This is a genomic window from Pedobacter gandavensis (genome assembly GCF_014172405.1).
GTDB classification, from domain to species: domain Bacteria; phylum Bacteroidota; class Bacteroidia; order Sphingobacteriales; family Sphingobacteriaceae; genus Pedobacter; species Pedobacter gandavensis.
Map to the genome: position 1 here is coordinate 403,685 of NZ_WNXC01000003.1, position 18,821 is coordinate 422,505.

The window sequence follows — 18,821 nt, forward strand, 5'->3', positions numbered from 1 at the left end:
TCTCCCTATTACTATTAACCGTACATTATTGATGTGTTAAATTAAACCCAAAAACAGCCTTAATCACACCAAAAAAGGCATCTTTAAAGGAAAAACAAAACGAAACAACGAGAATCAATCTCCAACACACGATACTGCTTAAATACTAAGTGTCAGCTGTTTTAAATAAAAAAACAAGAAATATCCTCAGCAATGACGAGCATATCCCTTCGTTAACTTTCGCTTAACATTAAATCACAACAAAATGAAATAGCGAGTTATCGCGTCCCAAAAACATAGCTGATTAATTTATTTTTTCATTTAATTTTGTTGCATCTTTAATTCCAAGCCAACCAAAAACCACACAACAAGCCCAACCATGATCAACATTGCAGAAAGACACCAATACATTCTCCACAGAATTCAGGCAGAGGGATCTGTAGATGTTCAGGTTTTATGTAAGGAACTAGATGTTTCCTCGGTGACCATCCGTAAGGATTTGAAACTTCTCGAAGACAAAAAGTTACTTTTTAGAACCCATGGAGGAGCCACACTGAACAATCCGTATACCGTAGACCGACCAGTAAATGAAAAAGAGGAATTACAATCTTCAGAAAAATTGAGAATAGCTGCCACCGCAGCACAATTGGTCAAAGACAATGATTCTATTATCATCGCTTCCGGCACAACAGTGTTGGCATTGGCCAGAGCCATTAAACCACAGGGCAACCTCACTGTCATTACCTCTGCATTAAACGTAGCTTTAGAACTCATTCGTCATGATAACATTGATGTAATCCAACTGGGTGGACTATTGAGAAAAAGCTCGGCTTCTGTAACCGGTCCTTATTCTGACAACATCCTAAGCAATGTTTTCTGCAGTAAGTTATTTCTTGGCGTAGATGGGATTGATTTAGAATTTGGCCTCACCACCACCAATGCTTTTGAAGCACAGCTCAACAAACAGATGATGGATGCCTCCCAAAAGGTAATCGTCCTGGCTGATTCTACCAAGTTTGGGAAAAGAGGTTTTGGAAAGATTTGTGGAATTGAAGAAGTCGATCATGTGATTACCGATAGCGGGGTCTCTCCACAGATACTACAACAACTTGAAAGTTTAGGCATCGAAGTCTCTATCGTTTAAATAGCAGAAACTTCATCCCTTGTTAATATTGCGATCGATATTTTTGAGTTAAATCGTCTGCTTTATGAACAACTTCTTCAAAGTCTTTAGCCCTAAAGATAAAAAATTCCAGCCTCTCTTTGAACAATGCGGAGGGAACTTGGTGCGCTTATCAGAAACCTTGCTGCTTACTTTAAGCACAACAGATCTGGAGTTACGGAAATCCCATATTAAGGAAATCGAACGCATGGAGCATACCGGCGAACAGATCCGTACCAAGGTGTTTCTGAGTCTTAGTAAAAGTCTGATCACCCCATTCAGCAGAGAAGACATTCATTCTCTGATCAGCGCTTTATATGCCATTGCCGACTATATGCATACCGCAGCCATTAATGTAGACCTGTATCAGGTTACAGAGCTCAATAAACCGATGATCAAAATGGCGCAACTGTTGATCGAAATGTGCCGAGACCTGGAAATTGCCCTTAAAGAACTTCGAACCTTTAAAAACACGACCTTAATCAGCGACGTTTGTCTGCGGATTTATAAAGGCGAAGGCCAGGCAGATGCCGTATGCCACCAGGCACTGGCTTTTTTATTCCAATCTGATATCAGTCCCATAGAGCTCATCAAACAAAAAGAGATACTTCAGCTCCTGGAGATGGCCACTGATAAATGTGATGATGTAGCCAACGTACTGGAAAGCATCCTTGTAAAAAATTCTTAAGCCCTATTGCAGATTCCATAATTAATACTTTACTTTGTAATACAAAGTACTTTTATGGAAAAGCAAGAAATCTATTCTGAACTCCATTCCATCAGAAACCTGATGGAGCGTTCTGCAAAATTCATCTCCCTTAGCGGGTTATCAGGAATCATGGCGGGAGTTTATGCCTTAATTGGTGCTGGTATTGCCTATCTATTGGTATACGGGCAAAGCCTAACCATGGATTACCGGGAAAATTTATTGCAGGAAGCAGAGCTGCTCTGGAACTTGTTTTTCGTCGCATTAGCAGTATTGATTCTTTCTATTGGTACGGGGATTTTGCTTACCCTCAGAAAAGCAAATAAAAATAACCAGAAGGTCTGGAATCCAATCAGCAAAAAACTACTTTTCAGTATGCTGGTTCCTTTACTTACCGGAGGCCTGTTGATCCTAATTCTTTTTTATAGAGGATATTACGGCGTTATCGCCCCTACCTGTCTGATATTTTACGGCCTTGCCCTGGTTGGTGCCAGCAATTTCACGTTTGAAGATGTAAAATGGTTAGGCTTAATGGAGCTGATTCTAGGTATATTTGCCGCCTTAATACCTGGATATGGCTTACTTTTCTGGACCATTGGTTTCGGATTACTCCACATCATTTATGGTACGATCATGCATTTTAAATACGACAAGTGAAAACCACATTAGCAAATTTCGATAAAGCCTTTGAAAACCGAGTTCGCTTGCAGATTATGAGCATCCTGGTGGCCAATGATAATTACGACTTCAATTCTCTGAAAGAATTGCTGGAGGTGACAGATGGCAATCTGGCCTCTCACCTAAAAGCGCTGGAAAAAGAAGCTTATATTAATGTCTATAAATCCTTCCTCGGAAGAAAGCCTAACACCAGTTATGCCGCTTCGGAAAAAGGAAAAATTGCCTTCCTAAAACACCTGGAATCCCTTGAAAATTTAATCAAACTTCAAAAAACTTAATTTTTTTTATCCACCTACTTTGAAACACAAAGTACTTTTAAAAATAAAACCATGGAAACAACTCAATCGCAAAAAGAAAAATCGGTATTCCAACAACTTCAGGAATCCGTTGGCGCTAAATTATTTTTAATTGCCGTGCTCACACTGCTCTTGCTCATTCCCTCCTCCTGGATACAATTCCTGATTGAAGAGCGACAAGGCAGACAAGATGATGCCATCAAAGAAATTTCAGAAAAATGGTCTGGTCCGCAATTGATAGAAAGCCCAATCTTACAACTCCCATATAAAACATGGACCAAGACGACCGATGTTAACGGCAAACAAATGATGAAAGAAAGTCTTTCCACCATATACCTTCTTCCAGAAACATTGGATATACAAAGCCAGGTGAACCCAGAAATTCTACACCGTGGAATCTTTGATGCCGTAGTCTACCATGCAAAAATTAGCTTACACGGAAAATTCAGTCCACTAGAATGGAAGAAATCAGGTGTTAATCCTGACCTGATCCTATGGGATAAAGCCAAAATTGTTGCCGGAATCAGTGATTTTAAAGGTTTAAAAAGTAGCCCTATCATCAAAATAGAAGGACAACCTTATACCGCGGAGCCAGATTTTGCAGCGGACAATCTATTTGCCAACAACTTAGGTGTACAAATTGACCTCGCAGCAAAAAAGAGTGCTGCCATCCAATTCAATTATGAGTTAGAGTTGAGAGGTAGTGAGGCCTTGAATTTCCTGCACCTGGGTAAAAATAGCACCATCAAGGTAAATGGTGCATGGAACAATCCAAGTTTCACAGGGGCATTTCTTCCGGAAAACAGGAACATCACGGAAAAACAATTCAATAGTACCTGGAAGATGTCGAATTTCAACAGACCATTTCCGCAGCAATGGATAAGTGGTCAACAGGTACTGACCCCACAAAATAAAGTCAAAGCCACATTTGGGGTTAAATTTTTGCTCCCGGTAGATCAGTATCAGAAAACCATGCGCTCTGCAAAATACGCCATCCTCATCATTTTACTGAGCTTCATCTCTCTTTTCTTTATCGAGTTATTGAACAAAGTAAAGGTAAACCTGCTGCAGTATGTGTTAATCGGGGCAGCAATGATCATCTACTATACGCTATTACTTTCATTTACTGAGCAAGTAGGATTTGCAATTGCCTATTTTATTGCCTCAGTAGCTACAGTAATCTTGGTCAGTAGCTTTATTGGTGCTTTTCTCCGGAATAAAAAAGCGGCAATCGCTTTCGCCATTATTCTCAGCATCTTTTATAGTTTCATTTATGTGATTATCCAGCTACAAGACCTTGCGCTGCTTTTCGGAAGTATTGGCTTGTTTATTACAGTGGCCTGTCTGATGTATTTCTCGGTGAAAATAAACTGGCATAAACCGGGTGTGGACCTTGCTCAATCTTAAGAAATTTTTTCAATCGCAAGATAAACCAATCTATTTAGCGCTGAATTCCTGATTAGGAATTCAGCGCTTTGAAATTTACCATTTCCATTCTCCAGCAACCTTCAAAGGGAGTTCCAGGTCATTATCCTAGAGGAACTTTTTCAACACCTCATCTGATTGTCTGCTGACAGGAATATTTGGGGTATTCGCTAAAGCATAAGCCAGCATCGCACTAAACCTTACGGTATTCCTTAATTCCTGATCATCCACCAGTGAGAATACATCTCCGTCAGAATGGTAAAAAGGACCAGAATGATTCGGCAACTGCTCCCCTGCGCCACCACCAGTAGGGATCCCTTCCAATAAGAAAGGCTGGTGATCGCTATGCAAACCTGCGCCTGAATAAAATACATTTTTGAAACCAGTATCCAGTTTATTGATCTGGCTCCCCCAAGCGGTAAATAAATCTTTCATTTCTACCCTACTCGTAGAAAAACCTTTAGGGTTATTGGCCATATCATAGTTCAACATAAAGCGGACTTTATCCAGTCCATTTTGTTTTTGCGCTTCCGCAACATAAGCTTTTGATCCTAGTAAGCCTTGTTCTTCGCCCATAAACAAGATAAATTCCAAAGTCCTCGCTGTTTTTAGATTTAGTTTTTTGAAAGCACGCGCCATATCGATGATGGCAAAAGAACCTATCCCATTGTCGATTGCACCTGTTGCCAGATCCCAGCTATCCAGATGGCCACCTACCACAATTTTCTCTTGCGGCAACGTCGTTCCTTTAAGTGTCGCAATTATATTTCTGGCTTTAATTGGGCCAGAGAAATTGGTCATGTTTAAACTTGCGTATTGCTTTTTATGCTGAAGTGTTTCCTTTAAAGCCATCCCATCTTCCAAGCCAATGCAAATTGCAGGGATAGGAATCAGTTTTCCAGTTACCGAAGCAGTTCCGGTTAGCAATACACCATCTTTTACACCATTGATCAGGATGATCCCAACGGCGCCATGGTTAATGGCAATGGCCGCTTTTTCCGATCGGTGTAAATAAGGTGTTTTTTCAGGGGATCCAGGAAGGATACCCAGATATACCAGGGCGATTTTCCCCTTCACCTTTCCAGCGTCCTTTGTATAATCAGCTTCTAAACCATTCCCCAAATCAATCAGCTCTCCTAATACATTCGCTTTTACCGGCGAATGCGCCAAGGTCACTGAGTTTACCTTTTTCAATTCATTTTCTGAATCTCCAATTTTCGTCTCATTGCTTAGTCTGCTCCAACTTTCCACCTCAAAAGGTTGATATTTCACCTCATAACCGTAAGACTTTAACAGTTGATAGGCATAAGCCTCTGCTTTTGCTCCATTTTCAGAACCAGTTAAACGGTGCCCAATATTTTCTGTAGCGAACTTCAGGTTATCATACGCTTTAGAATTGGCCTGAACTTCAGCATTGATTTTTTTGAAAACCGGGACGAAATCATCCTGAATCTGTCTTTGCGACTGTATTTCCGTTTTCTTTTGTACGGACGTTTGTGCTACCGCAGAAACTGCGATACCACAAATCAATAAACTAAAAATAGTTTTCATAATGGGGGTATTTTCAATGAAAATAAGGATTTTGCCTGTACAGTTCTACCTGCAGGTCATTTTTTTTGCAACAAATTTATGATGATGGTTATTTCTTGCGTTCTGTAGTATAACGAACCAACTGCTCCAGTCCTGTTCTGGCTTCTCCTTCTTCAAAAGAATAGAGAATATCGAAAGCTTCCTGCTGATACTGCACCATTTTTTCATGCGCATAGCGAACCCCTTCTTTGGCATTCACGAAATCGATGATTTGTTGGATTTTAGCGGGGTCATCCTGGTGATTTTTCACCAAACTGATCATTTTCTTTTTCTCTGCTTTTTCAGAACGATTCAGGGCATAGATCAAAGGAAGTGTTACCTTTTTCTCTTTAATGTCGATACCTAGCGGTTTTCCAACATCATCAGTTCCAAAGTCAAAAGTATCGTCTTTAATTTGAAAAGCGATACCTACCTTTTCACCGAACAACCTCATTTTCTCGATGGTTTCCTCATCGGCACCTGCAGAAGCAGCACCACAAGCGCAGCAAGAAGCAATTAAAGAAGCTGTTTTCTGACGGATCACATCAAAGTATAATTCTTCACTGATGTCCATCTTACGAACCTTTTCAATTTGCAGCAACTCCCCTTCACTCATTTGCTTTACCGCTTCAGAAACGATTTGCAACAGACGGAATTCCCCATTATTTACGGAAAGCAACAATCCTTTGGCCAGCAGGTAATCACCTACTAAAACCGCAATCTTATTTTTCCATAAAGCATTGATGGAGAAGAAACCTCTACGTTCGTAAGCATTATCTACCACATCATCATGCACCAGGGTTGCAGTATGTAGCAGTTCCACCAAAGCGGCACCTCTATGTGTAGATTCAATGATTCCGCCGCAAAGTTTTGCAGCAAAGAAGACGAACATCGGACGAATTTGTTTACCCTTTCTTTTAACAATATAATGGGTAATCCTATCGAGTAATGGTGCGTCACTGTGCATCGAGGCCTTGAACTTTTCTTCAAAGGCAGCAATGTCGGCGGCTATGGGTAGTTTTATCTGATTTATTCCCGGCATTCAGGTGAAAAAATATGTGTGCAAACATAAATTAAATATCTTTAAAAGCGTACTTTTAGTAAAAAGTTTAAAGTGAAAAATACATTCAAAGTACTTATCGCCGTTATTTTAGTCGCTGCCGTGGTGTATTTTATGGGTCCAAGACCTGTACAACCACAATATAGCGCTCAGCTTCCCGTTGTTCCGCAACTCCCTCAGCTTGAAAATTATGTAAAAACCATTGAGTCGAAGCACAAGATCAAGCCGGGTAATGAGGCTGAGATTGTGTGGGCAGATTCGACGTTAAAACAGCAGTCGGAATATTCCGTCGTGTATTTACACGGTTATAGTGCTTCTAAAGAAGAGGGAAATCCTGTTCATACACACCTGGCAAAAGAAATCCATGCCAACTTATACCTGGCCAGACTATCTGACCATGGCGTAGATACCGTTTCGGCCATGGAGTATTTCACGCCGGATCGCGTGTGGGAAAGTGCCAAACAGGCTTTAGAAATCGGAAAGAGATTGGGGAAGAAAGTAATTTTGGTGGGTACCTCTACTGGCGGCACTTTAGCTTTAAAACTAGCCGCTACCTATCCCAAAGATGTTTATAGCTTGATGTTAATCTCCCCAAATATCGAGATCAATGAGAAATTCGCCTGGTTATTAAACAACCCATGGGGCTTGCAAATTGCCCGCCTAACCTTTGGTGGTAAAGAAAGGGTTGTTTCCGACAGTGATCCTAGATATGCTAAATACTGGTATACCAAGTACCGTTTAGAATCTGCGGTAGAACTACAGGAATTGGTAGAAACCACCATGAACAAACAGACTTTTGAAAAAGTAACACAGCCAACCTTACTGCTATATTATTATAAAAACGAACAGGAACAGGATAAAACGGTTAAAGTATCTGCTGAATTGAGGATGTTTGATGAATTGGGAACTCCTGCTTCATTAAAGGTTAAAAAAGCAATTCCTAATGGCGGAGACCATGTTTTAGGTTCTTACATCACCTCTAAAGATATTCCATCAGTATTAACGGCTATAGACGACTTTGTAAAGCAGGTCTTAAAAATTCAGGTACAAGAAAAAGCCGCTGTACAACCCTAATAGCTGGTCAGCGGCCTCCATACTTTAGCAGTTCTGATTAAAAGGAAGCGCTTTAGCTACCTGCGGCAATATGCGCAAAGATTTGTTCCGCATGCACCCTGCTATTTTCTATATACCATTTATGAGTATCCATACCTCCACATACTACTCCTGCCAGGTACAAACCTGGTAGGTTACTTTCCATACTTTCCTCATTATAGAAAGGCTGTGTGCCATCTCCCATTTCTACCCCTAAATTTTTAAGCATCTTGAAATCGGGATGATACCCCGTCATGGCAATCACAAAATCATTGTCGATGCTGTGTTCCCCATCTGGTGTTTTTATTTTTACTGTTCCTTCGCCAATCTCTGTCACTTCCGAATGGAAATGTGCCATAATTTCGCCTTCTTTGATCCTGTTTTCAATATCCGGGCGCACCCAATATTTCACATAAGAACCAATTTCTCCACTACGGATCACCAAGGTTACTTTTGCGCCTTTACGGTAAGTTTCCAATGCGGCATCGATGGCGGAGTTATTTGCTCCAATCACGACTACATTTTGAAAGGCATACAAATGCGGATCTTTATAGTAATGCGTTACCTTGGGAAGCGATTCACCAGGAATATTCATCATCAAAGGAATATCATAAAACCCCGTCGCGACGATCACTTTTTTGGCTTCATAATTTGTTTTTGAGGTAGCGATATGAAATCCCCCATCAGGTTGTTTCTCTACCTTCTGAACTTCTTCAAAAAGATGAATGTTTAAAGAAAATTTCTCTTTAACTCTCCTATAGTACTCTACTGCTTCATTGCGATTGGGCTTAGGATGAATGCTCACAAAAGGAACATCCCCAATTTCCAGTCGCTGGGAAGTAGAAAAGAACGTCATAAACACTGGATAATTGAACAGGCTGTTTACCAATGCCCCTTTTTCTACGATAACATAAGTCAGTCCCGCCTTTTTGGCTTCAATTGCACAAGCCATCCCAATTGGGCCGGCACCAATTATCAGTACATCGTAATTGTTCATTTTATTTTCCTGAGTTAAAGATTAAGCTTTCATCCCTTTAGAAGGGCAGGCAAAATCTGTACGCTTCAATCCGGTATTTTTAATCGCTCCATAACCACCGGCGATGTCGATTACATTTTCTACACCACGAGCTTTAAGAATAGATGCAGCTACCATAGAGCGGTAACCACCAGCACAATGGATATAATAAGTTTCCTGGTGATCCAGCTCATTGGTCCATTCATTAATGTAATCCAAAGGACGTGTCAAAGTTTGCTCCAGGTGTTCTGCCTCATATTCTCCTGGCTTTCTCACATCTAATGCCAACACATTTTCATTGCGATTCAATACCTGTTCAAATTCTGTCGCAGAAATGGAAGTAATGGTATCCAGTTCTTTTCCAGCCGCAGCCCATAGACTAATGCCATCCATTAAGAAACCAATGGTATTGTCGTAACCTACTCTGGAAAGGCGGGTAATTGCTTCTTCCTCTTTCCCCGGTTCACATACCAGCAACAAAGGTTGTTTCAAATCGGTGATTAAAGCGCCTACCCAAGGGGCAAACTGCCCATTTAATCCAATATTCACAGCAGAAGGGATAAAGCCTTTAGCGAAGACCTGAGGATCTCTGGTGTCCAGGATTAATGCGCCAGTACTATTGGCCATGGCTTCAAATTCATCTGGAGTTAAAGGCGTCAATCCTTTTTCACAAACGTCTTCGAAGCTTTCATAACCATGTTTGTTCATGGCGGCATTTTTAGAGAAATATTGAGGCGGAGGTAAAATACCTGCCGTTACTTCTATGATAAATTGTTCTTTTGAACTGGCTTTAAGCGCATAGTTCACTTCTTTCTGATGTCCTAAAGTATCAAAAGTCTCCTTGCTCATGTTCTTTCCACAAGCAGAACCGGCACCATGTGCGGGATAAACCAATACATCATCAGGAAGCGTTAGAATTTTATCTTGTAGAGAATCGTAAAGTGTAGCTGCCATGTCTTCCATAGTCAGTTCTCCTTTTTGCGCCAGATCCGGGCGACCGACATCTCCTATAAACAAGGTATCACCAGTAAAAATACAATGTGCCTTTCCTTGCTCATCTGTTAACAGATAGGTCGTAGATTCGGGCGTATGTCCCGGAGTATGCAAGGTCGTAATTGTTAATGCGCCAATTTTAAATTGTTGCCCATCAACGGCGATCAGCGATTTGAAAGTCGTCTGCGCAGTTGGTCCATAAACGATTTCCGCGCCTGATTTTTCAGCCAGGTCAACATGTCCTGAGACAAAATCCGCGTGGAAATGAGTTTCAAAAATATATTTTATCGTTGCATTGTCTTTCTCCGCACGCTTAAGATAGGGATCTATCTCACGTAGGGGATCAATAATTGCTGCTTCACCATTACTTTCTATGTAATAGGCTGCCTCTGCTAAACAACCTGTATATATTTGCTCTATCTTCATTCCAATTTGCTATTGAGTTGCAAAATTAAGGTTATAATTGAATAGACCAAGATTTTGGTTTTTAATTACATTGGCAGGATAACTAATTTAGGCAGTTAACTCTCCACGAAGCGATTGTTCCATCAATGCGGCGACCTCCTCCTGGGTATAATCTTGTCCCATTAAATACATCAACTTAGTAACGGTTGCTTCAAAAGTCGTGTCATAACCACAAACTACGCCCATTTGCTGCAATTTCTTACTGGTTTCATATTTCCCCAATTCTACTGATCCCCTTTTACACTGCGTAATATCAATGATCAATTTACCAGCATGGATCGCTTCCTGTAAACTGGCAATAAACCAATCGGCAGTATTGGTATTTCCGGAGCCAAAGGTCTCCAGTACAATTGCATCGACGCCTGATTTGGTAATGGCATGGACAGCTTGCGGGGAAATTCCAGGATACAATTTCAGCACACCAATATTGGCATTGAACTTTGTATGCACCTTTAAAGGTTCTGTAGGCTGTTTGGCAATGTAATTTTTATAGAAAGAAAGGTGAACACCAGCTTCTGCCAAAATGGGATAATTTGGCGAGCGGAAGGCTTCAAACTTTTCTGAATTGTATTTAATAGAGCGGTTACCGCGGAACAGCTGATAATCGAAATAAATGCATACTTCTGGCACCATCGCTTTACCTTGTTTTTTTGTAGCCGCAATTTCTAGTGCAGTGATTAAATTTTCCTTGGCATCTGTTCTGATTTCCCCTATTGGCAATTGGGATCCAGTTAAAATCACCGGTTTAGACAGGTTTTCCAACATAAAGCTCAATGCTGAAGCCGTAAAAGACATCGTATCGGAGCCATGAAGAATTACAAAACCATCAAATTCCTCATATTTATCACGAATTAAACTGGCTAATTCTTCCCAAATCAAAGGATCCATATTAGAGGAATCGATGATGGGCTGAAAAGAATGCACGGAAAGGTCATAGTTTAATCTGGCCAGCTCCGGAACATTTTGTTGAATTTGCTCAAAGTTAAAAGGAATGAGAACACCAGTTTTAGGGTCGTTTACCATCCCTATGGTTCCACCGGTGTAGATGATTAGTATTTTAGTCATTGGTTAGATGTTAAAGATAATTTTAGAATTGGCAGTGGTTACCGCAGCAATTTCCTCGATATCGGTATGGTAAATGTCTGCTAATTTTTCGGCGATATGGATCAGATAACTGCTTTCATTTGGTTTACCTCGGAATGGCACAGGTGCTAAATAAGGGGAATCTGTTTCCAATACCAGATTGGCCAATGGAATTTCTTTCAATACCTCATCCAAGCCAGCTTTTTTATAAGTAACTACGCCACCAATCCCCAGGTAGAAACCAAGATCGATGGCCTGTTTAGCCTGCTCCACATTACCGGTAAAGCAATGTAAAATCCCTCTTAGTTTGGCATCTCTTTCCTTTTCTAATACTTCGAAGATCTCATCAAAAGCTTCTCTGCAATGGATTACGATAGGTAAGTTTAGGTCTTTAGCCCATTTGATTTGTTCTGAGAACGCGATTTTCTGAATATCTAATGTGGTTTTATCCCAATGTAAGTCGATACCGATCTCACCAATGGCATAGATCTCTCTACCTACAATACTTTCGCAGATCTCGTCCAGCACCAATTCATAATCTTCTTTCACATCACAAGGATGTAAACCGGCCATTGCGAAACAGTGGTCTGGATATTTTTGCACCATGGCATCGATTTTAGCAATCGAGGCAATGTCGACATTGGGCAGGAACAATCGTTCAACCTGATTATCAAGACATCTTTGCATCAAGATATCTAATTTTTCCGGGTCTGTCTCGTAATAAAGGTGGGTATGGGTATCCGTCAAAAGCATGGACAAAGTTAATAAAAAAAGCCCGTTCGCTATATGCGGACGGGCTTTTCTATTTTATGCTTTTTTACTATTTTTTTGTCACCGGAGCAGCTGTTGCTGGAGTCAATGTTGCAGCAGGAACTGATTTAGGTTTTTTGATATCTACCAATTCTACATCAAATACCAATGGAGCGAATGGGCTGATACCAGCACCACCTTGTTGCATTCCGGCTTCGCCATAAGCTAAAGCAGAAGGAATCACCATGGTGATTTTTCCACCTTTACCGATCAACTGTAAACCTTCGTCAAATCCTGGAATTGCTCTTCCTAAAGTGATTGCACGTGGGCCATAAACAGCCATTGGGTTATGTTTACCTGCTTCTTTAGCGATTTTAGCATCACTAGTATCGAAGATATTGTCTTTACCGTCTGCTTTTTTAGTCGTTAATTTACCAGTATAGTTTACCATCATGGTATCTCCTAAAACAGGTTTTTCGTTGTTACCTGGTTTAACGATTACATATTGTAATCCTGAAGCAGTAGTAGTTGTTTTAAGGTTGTTATCAGCAATATATTTTTTGATTTTACCAGCTTCCGCATTTTTCATTCTATCGATGCTTGCTTTGTAATCTTTTTCAAAAAAATCTCTTGCTTTTTTCTGGAAAGTTGAGTCTGCCTCACCTTTATCTTTTTGCAATACTTTTTCAACTTTAATTGTAAATACCAGGTATTTATCTTTTTGACCAGCTGGTTTTGGCTGACCAGAATATTTAGCTACGGTATCTAAGTCTAATTTGAAAGTTGCACTATCGCCTTCTCCAAACAAGGTCAACACATCATTCATATCACCTGCGAATACTTTTTTCTGAACAGGGAACACTTGTGGTGCTTCCATATCCCAGGTATTCATGGTTACCGAATCTTTTTCAGTTTTTTGAATAAAGTTCAATTTTACAATATCACCTTCTTTAATCTTATCTTTTCCACCATCTTTATGAATGGTGTACATTAGGCCACCCGGACCTTTTTTGTATTGGTTACAAGCAGCTAATCCAAGTGTTGCTGCGAAAAGAATTACGATACCTTTCTTCATGTGGTTTATTAAGTTTTATTTTTTATTTAATCTTTTTATTTTATTCCTAGGCCGGAAGGTCACCCTTCTTTTGTCCTACACCTCGATCAGCAATAGCCTCTTTTTTTACTGTATCAACTGCGTTTTATAGTCTGGTAATAACGCTTTAAAAGCGGTTACGGTATCTGCAAGGTTTTCATCTGAGAAGCCTCCTGCCGCATTTCTATGTCCGCCACCGTTGAAATATTTCTTACAAATTTCATTTGCAGGGAAATCACCGGTGGAGCGCAAAGATAATTTAACTTTATCAGTTCTTTCAATAATAAATGCAGCTAATTTTATCCCATTTACGGAGAGTGCATAGTTCACAATTCCTTCTGTATCACCCGTCTGAATATTGAAAGATTTCAACTCTTCACTCGTTACCGTAATGATTGCGGTATGGTATTCAGGAAGGATTTCCAACTTGTTACTCAGGCAATGACCAAGGAAACGCAGGCGGTTTTCCGTTGCATTGTCATACACCAACTGGTGGATCTTCCAATGCTCTGCACCCAAATCAATCAGGTCAGCCCCAATACGGTACACCGTAGAATTGGCAGAAGGAAAGCGAAAAGAACCAGAATCAGTCATGATTCCTGTATATAAACAGGTCGCAATGTCTTTATTCATGAATTCACCGTCTTCCAGTTCATTCACAATAAAATCATAAACCAGTTGTGCTGCTGCACAGGCATTGATACTCCAATGGCGGTAATCATCAAAATCTTCCGGATCCAAATGGTGGTCGATCATCAGTTTTAAAGCACTTGATGCCCTTACCAATTCCCCAAGTTCATTGATCCTGCTCAGACTGTTAAAGTCCAGGCAAAAGATCATCGCTGCATCTGCTACTAATTGCGCAGATTTCTCCTGTTGTTCCGTGTAAATAATTACCTCAGAATTGTTTGGAAGCCAATGTAAAAAGTAGGGATAATCCGTAGGAGTGATCACAGTAACGTGATGTCCTTTCTGGATCAGATAAGCGTACAAGCCTAAAGATGAACCCATCGCATCGCCATCAGGCTTATGGTGGGTCGTAATTACAATTTTTTGCGGCGTTGCCAGCAATGATTTTAATTCAGGAACAGATAGCATAATTTTCACTGCAAAGCTAGTGATTAAATGATTAATTGGAGCCTATTATATTTGATGCTATAATATTAACAGTATAAAACGTAATTTTGCAAAAAAATTGAAATAAGATGACTACAAACAGAACATTTACCATGATTAAGCCTGATGCTGTTGCAAACGGACATATCGGCGCAATCATCAACGACATTACTGCAGCAGGTTTCAAAATCATTGCATTAAAATATACTAAATTGACAGAAGAAACTGCTGGTCAGTTCTATGCTGTTCACGCTGCACGTCCTTTCTACAAGGATTTAGTGTCTTTCATGTCTTCAGGTCCTATCGTTGCGATGATCTTAGAAAAAGACAATGCAATTGAAGATTTCAGAACTTTAATCGGTGCTACTAACCCAGCTGATGCAGCTGAAGGTACTATCCGTAACAAATACGCAGTATCTATTGATGCAAATGCTGTTCACGGTTCTGACTCAGACGAAAATGCACAAATCGAAGGAGATTTCTTCTTTACTGCTGCTGAACGCTTCTAGTCTTCCCTAAGCGGAAAACATATTTCGGTCATTTTGTAAGGCAGCGTCTAGCTGAACCAAGACAACAGACCTTTAAAAATAAGCATCCTTAACCGGGTGCTTATTTTTTTTATACCCGATTTTTTCCAAGTCATTCATCTATCGCCTTAAACAGGATTATTTAGGAATAAAGCACCCGGTATGATTCGCCTATTGGTCGGAATGACTGCATAGTTTCCTGAGAGTTGACTTGGAGTTCAGTTACAGTCTATTTAATGTTTTATCACATGAACTCCTGCTGGACTCTTGCTGAACTCCTGAGTTACCCCTATCAAACCTGCACCACTTCCCGACCACAACCCGGACAATTCCTATTGCCTTCACGCTTGATCAGAAAAAAATCAGCTGAAAAATTTAAGGATACTTTGTACCTTTCGGCGGCAAACAAACCACAGGGCCTTGCATAAGAATACGAGGTCATTTATAAATTATAGAATTGATGAAAAAAATTTTTATCACCTTATTACTTCCATGTTGCAGCTTAGTTGCGGTCGCACAGACAGGAAAAAAGGCGAGTCCCGTTAAAAAGGCAACGGTGACAAAAACACAGGCATCTGGCCCGGCAAAACCTGTTTTCAAAAACAACCTGGATTCTGCCAGTTATGCTTTAGGCAGTAATATGGCGGGAAGCATGAAAAAAGACGGGCTGACTTCCTTAAACTATGATCTCATGATCAGAGGAATGAAGGATGCACTCGAAGGAAAAACATTACTAATTAGCAAAGAAGAGTCACAAACCCCAATCAGCAACTTATTTAATGCGCTGAGCAAAAAGAAATTTTTACCTATGATCAACGAAGGAAAAGCATTTTTAGAAAACAACAAAAATCAACCAGGCGTACATGTTACCCCTAGTGGATTGCAATACATCGTGCTACAAGAAGGAACTGGTATCAAGCCAAAGGCTACAGATACCGTATTGGCACATTACAAAGGAACTTTGTTAAACGGAAAACAGTTTGACAGTTCTTATGACAGAAATGAGCCGCTTTCATTGCCTTTAAACAGAGTGATTCAAGGATGGACAGAAGGCATCCAATTGATGTCTACAGGTTCAAAATACAGATTTTTCATCCCTTACCAACTGGCTTATGGCGAACGTGGTGCAGGTGCAGATATCCCACCATACAGCACTTTAATTTTCGAAGTTGAACTTTTGAAAGTAAACGGTAAATAAACTATACAAAAACCATTGGGAAATAGCTTTGTTGTTAGGGTAAACACATCCTTATGAACGCAAAAAGATATTTCCCACTGGCGCTTGTTGCGCTCCTGTCCAGCACGCTCATGAGCTGCGAACTAATCACAGGCATATTCAAAGCTGGCGTATGGACCGGCATTATCGCTATTGTAGTGGTGCTTGCATTGGTCATCTGGCTGGTTAGCCGGATTTTTGGTGGCAGAGATTAGCCCCTATAGAAAGACTATTTCTGTGATGACTTCGGAACCGGCACGTTCATTTAATTTATCAATGATTCCGGTTCTGACCATCATCAATTCATTTTTAATCACCGAAGACTCTATTCTCACAAAAAGTTTCTTTTGAAAAATATAGATCTGCGTGGTTCGGTTGCCTATAGCTACCCCCATCAGCTCCGGCCATAAGGCAATGATGGTCGTCTCATCGAACTTCCCTTTCAGCTTATAGACATTAAGCAATTTGCCAATCCCTTCTTTTAAGGTGATGTCATTAGGTTTACGCATTTTCTACTGCTCCGTTGTTTACTTCGAACAAAGTGACTGCCACATCGATCTTATTGAATACTGCCAACACCCGTTCTTTACCGGTATCTGTAATAAATATCTGCCCGAAATCATGATGTGATACCATTTCCATCAGTTTGTGCATCCTACTGTCGTCCAATTTATCAAAAATATCATCCAGCAACAGCAAAGGCTTAAAACCTTTAAACTTCTGAAGATAAGCATATTGAGCCAGTTTTAACGCAATTAAAAAAGATTTTTGTTGCCCCTGCGAGCCAAACTTCTTTAAAGGCATTCCGGTGATGCTGAAGATCAGGTCGTCTTTATGAATTCCGGTAGTAGTTCGTTCCAGAATTTTATCCTTTTCTATAGACTGGCTTAATAGTTTCAGAAAAGGAGTCTCTTTCAATTGACTTAAGTAAGTCAGACTCACCTCCTCTTTATCATCCGTCAGATACTGATAATATTTGTTAAACAAAGGAATAAAATCGGCCATAAACTCCTCGCGTTTTGCGAAAATCTTATCACCGGATTGTACCAGTTGCTCATTGTAAATTTCCAATAAGGTAGGGTCATAACTTCTGGTCAGCGCTAACTGTTTCAGTAACGCATTCCGATTCAGCATGTGTTTATTATACAGCATCAGCTCATCCAGATATTGTGCATCCGTTTGGGAAATCACATTGTCCATGAACCGTCTGCGCTCCTCGCTACCCTCCATAATAATGGTAGTATCATAAGGAGAAATCATCACCAATGGAAATAAACCAATGTGATTAGCCAGTTTATCGTATTCCTTTTTATTGCGCTTGAATTGTTTCTTTTGATTTCTTTTTACACCACAGGTGATCTTCTCATTCTTCTGCTCGCGTTCAAAGTCCCCCTGGATCAAAAATAAATCTTCAGCTGTTTTAATCTGCTGACTGTCGATTGGATTGAAATATCCTTTACATAAACAGAGGTAATGAATTGCATCTAATAAATTGGTCTTTCCTGCACCATTATTCCCTACAAAAGCATTTACAGTTTTGGAAAAACTAAGACTTGCGTCAGAATAATTTTTAAAGTTGAGGAGTGTAATATTTTTTAACCACATAGTTGTATGGAGCAAAGTTACCGTTTAGCTTTGTTATATAGCAAAGTGACCGTATCATTTATTTCTCCTTTTAATTTCCGCTTAAATTCCACAGTCAAGGCAGGTTTTAGCGCCTATGCAGTAGATTATTAACCATCAGGTAGTTCGGTTTAACCATTTAAGCAACAAAGTTTAAGAAATACGTCGAAAGGGGTTGATACTTTCCCATAAAAATGTATTTTTGCAATCCTTAATTTTTTTAAATAAAATGTCTACAACAGAAAAAGAAATGAGTCACCCAGTAAGAAAGGGTTCCTTTTTAGAAGAAAATTCAAAAAGCCTTTTGTTCATTGCAGGCGCTGTAGTGCTATTAATTGGAATCTACTTTTGGTATCAAAATGTATATCTAAAAGACAGAGCACAGGAAGCATCGGCTAAAATGTACAAAGCAGAGCAGTTTCTTGGTGTAGATTCTCTTGCCAATAAAGCAATCAATGGCGATGGTGGTTACCCAGGTTTAGAAAAAATTGCGGAAGAGTATGACAACACCAAATCGGCAAACTTAGCGAACCTTTATTTAGGTGGTATCTATTTGCGTAAAGGTGAGTACAAAAAAGCAACTGAAGCTTTGGGTAAATATTCAGAAACTGGTAGCCCGGTAGCAGATCCATTGGCTTTAGGTTTATTAGGTGATGCTTATAGCGAGTTGAAAGACTTCAAACAAGCGGCTACTTATTACAAAAAAGCAGCTGATAAAGCAAGCAACAAATTCACTTCTCCAATGTTCCTTAAAAAACTAGGATTAGTTTATGAGCACCTGAAAGATTTCAAATCTGCGGAAGATGCTTATACTAAAATCAAAACTCAATATCCGGAAAGCCAGGAAGCAGCAATGATCGATGAATATATCGCTCGTGCTACCGTTCAGGTGAAGTAGGATGAAAAAAATATTATGACAAAGGTTAGCCATTACGGCTAGCCTTTTTTTGTACCCTTTCCTTATATTTGCAGT

Annotated in this window: 20 protein-coding genes; 10 read left to right on the forward strand and 10 right to left on the reverse strand. The window is 40.0% G+C overall.

The window, feature by feature from the left end; genetic code table 11:
- Positions 1 to 358 precede the first annotated feature (358 nt).
- From GM920_RS11965 to creD, 5 genes are all read left to right on the forward strand, one after another.
- On the forward strand, positions 359 to 1,123 hold the full coding sequence (locus GM920_RS11965) for a DeoR/GlpR family DNA-binding transcription regulator (RefSeq protein ID WP_182957424.1): 765 nt from the start codon (positions 359 to 361) through the stop codon (positions 1,121 to 1,123).
- Positions 1,124 to 1,187: 64 nt separating this feature from the next.
- Positions 1,188 to 1,829 carry a DUF47 domain-containing protein gene (locus GM920_RS11970; protein ID WP_182957426.1) on the forward strand — a complete coding sequence of 214 codons (642 nt, stop codon included), beginning with the start codon at positions 1,188 to 1,190 and terminating at the stop codon, positions 1,827 to 1,829.
- Between the two features lie 54 nt (positions 1,830 to 1,883).
- Complete coding sequence (locus tag GM920_RS11975) at positions 1,884 to 2,504, forward strand: hypothetical protein (protein ID WP_182957428.1); 621 nt, start codon at positions 1,884 to 1,886, stop codon at positions 2,502 to 2,504.
- Entirely contained in the window at positions 2,501 to 2,803 is a 303-nt protein-coding gene (locus tag GM920_RS11980) for a winged helix-turn-helix domain-containing protein (RefSeq protein ID WP_182957430.1), read from the forward strand. Before GM920_RS11975 ends, GM920_RS11980 begins: the two co-directional genes overlap by 4 nt.
- Positions 2,804 to 2,854: 51 nt before the next feature.
- The gene (gene creD / locus GM920_RS11985; RefSeq protein WP_182957432.1) at positions 2,855 to 4,228 is read left to right on the forward strand and encodes a cell envelope integrity protein CreD; all 1,374 of its coding nucleotides are present in this window, start codon (positions 2,855 to 2,857) and stop codon (positions 4,226 to 4,228) included.
- 126 nt (positions 4,229 to 4,354) lie between these two features.
- Here creD and GM920_RS11990 read toward each other — a convergent pair whose 3' ends face one another.
- On the reverse strand, positions 4,355 to 5,797 hold the full coding sequence (locus tag GM920_RS11990; protein WP_182957434.1) for a M28 family peptidase: 1,443 nt from the start codon (positions 5,795 to 5,797) through the stop codon (positions 4,355 to 4,357).
- An 88-nt stretch (positions 5,798 to 5,885) separates the two neighbouring features.
- A complete protein-coding gene (locus tag GM920_RS11995) occupies positions 5,886 to 6,857 on the reverse strand; it encodes a polyprenyl synthetase family protein (RefSeq protein ID WP_182957436.1) in 972 nt (323 codons plus the stop codon).
- 72 nt (positions 6,858 to 6,929) lie between these two features.
- Between GM920_RS11995 and GM920_RS12000 the strand changes: the two genes are divergently transcribed.
- The gene (locus GM920_RS12000; RefSeq protein WP_182957438.1) at positions 6,930 to 7,949 is read left to right on the forward strand and encodes an alpha/beta hydrolase; all 1,020 of its coding nucleotides are present in this window, start codon (positions 6,930 to 6,932) and stop codon (positions 7,947 to 7,949) included.
- Between the two features lie 52 nt (positions 7,950 to 8,001).
- Here the strand turns inward: GM920_RS12000 and GM920_RS12005 are convergent, their stop codons facing one another.
- The 6 genes from GM920_RS12005 to GM920_RS12030 all read right to left on the reverse strand — a co-directional run bounded on the left by GM920_RS12005 (position 8,002) and on the right by GM920_RS12030 (position 14,464).
- Positions 8,002 to 8,964, reverse strand: coding sequence for a YpdA family putative bacillithiol disulfide reductase (locus GM920_RS12005; RefSeq protein WP_182957440.1), 963 nt, complete (start codon positions 8,962 to 8,964; stop codon positions 8,002 to 8,004).
- A gap of 21 nt (positions 8,965 to 8,985) precedes the next feature.
- Positions 8,986 to 10,401 (reverse strand): MBL fold metallo-hydrolase, encoded by a 1,416-nt coding sequence (locus tag GM920_RS12010; RefSeq protein ID WP_182957441.1) that lies wholly within the window; start codon positions 10,399 to 10,401, stop codon positions 8,986 to 8,988.
- 87 nt (positions 10,402 to 10,488) lie between these two features.
- Complete coding sequence (locus GM920_RS12015; protein WP_182957443.1) at positions 10,489 to 11,505, reverse strand: asparaginase; 1,017 nt, start codon at positions 11,503 to 11,505, stop codon at positions 10,489 to 10,491.
- A gap of 3 nt (positions 11,506 to 11,508) precedes the next feature.
- Positions 11,509 to 12,276, reverse strand: coding sequence for a TatD family hydrolase (locus tag GM920_RS12020; RefSeq protein ID WP_182957445.1), 768 nt, complete (start codon positions 12,274 to 12,276; stop codon positions 11,509 to 11,511).
- 67 nt (positions 12,277 to 12,343) lie between these two features.
- Positions 12,344 to 13,348 carry an FKBP-type peptidyl-prolyl cis-trans isomerase gene (locus tag GM920_RS12025; protein WP_182957447.1) on the reverse strand — a complete coding sequence of 335 codons (1,005 nt, stop codon included), beginning with the start codon at positions 13,346 to 13,348 and terminating at the stop codon, positions 12,344 to 12,346.
- 105 nt (positions 13,349 to 13,453) lie between these two features.
- Complete coding sequence (locus GM920_RS12030) at positions 13,454 to 14,464, reverse strand: DHH family phosphoesterase (RefSeq protein ID WP_182957598.1); 1,011 nt, start codon at positions 14,462 to 14,464, stop codon at positions 13,454 to 13,456.
- Positions 14,465 to 14,571: 107 nt separating this feature from the next.
- On the opposite strand from GM920_RS12030, the gene GM920_RS12035 reads away from it, so the two are divergent.
- The 3 genes from GM920_RS12035 (at position 14,572) to GM920_RS12045 (ending at position 16,440) form a co-directional block, all read left to right on the forward strand.
- A complete protein-coding gene (locus GM920_RS12035) occupies positions 14,572 to 14,991 on the forward strand; it encodes a nucleoside-diphosphate kinase (protein ID WP_182957449.1) in 420 nt (139 codons plus the stop codon).
- A gap of 478 nt (positions 14,992 to 15,469) precedes the next feature.
- The gene (locus tag GM920_RS12040; protein WP_182957450.1) at positions 15,470 to 16,207 is read left to right on the forward strand and encodes an FKBP-type peptidyl-prolyl cis-trans isomerase; all 738 of its coding nucleotides are present in this window, start codon (positions 15,470 to 15,472) and stop codon (positions 16,205 to 16,207) included.
- Between the two features lie 53 nt (positions 16,208 to 16,260).
- The gene (locus tag GM920_RS12045) at positions 16,261 to 16,440 is read left to right on the forward strand and encodes a hypothetical protein (RefSeq protein WP_182957452.1); all 180 of its coding nucleotides are present in this window, start codon (positions 16,261 to 16,263) and stop codon (positions 16,438 to 16,440) included.
- A 3-nt stretch (positions 16,441 to 16,443) separates the two neighbouring features.
- Here GM920_RS12045 and GM920_RS12050 read toward each other — a convergent pair whose 3' ends face one another.
- Together GM920_RS12050 and recF are read right to left on the reverse strand one after the other, a co-directional pair.
- On the reverse strand, positions 16,444 to 16,734 hold the full coding sequence (locus tag GM920_RS12050; RefSeq protein ID WP_182957453.1) for a DUF721 domain-containing protein: 291 nt from the start codon (positions 16,732 to 16,734) through the stop codon (positions 16,444 to 16,446).
- Positions 16,727 to 17,830 (reverse strand): DNA replication/repair protein RecF, encoded by a 1,104-nt coding sequence (gene recF / locus GM920_RS12055; protein ID WP_182957454.1) that lies wholly within the window; start codon positions 17,828 to 17,830, stop codon positions 16,727 to 16,729. The genes GM920_RS12050 and recF overlap by 8 nt, the downstream gene beginning before the upstream one ends.
- A 247-nt stretch (positions 17,831 to 18,077) precedes the next feature.
- Between recF and GM920_RS12060 the strand changes: the two genes are divergently transcribed.
- The gene (locus GM920_RS12060; protein WP_182957455.1) at positions 18,078 to 18,746 is read left to right on the forward strand and encodes a tetratricopeptide repeat protein; all 669 of its coding nucleotides are present in this window, start codon (positions 18,078 to 18,080) and stop codon (positions 18,744 to 18,746) included.
- The last annotated feature ends 75 nt before the right edge of the window (positions 18,747 to 18,821 follow it).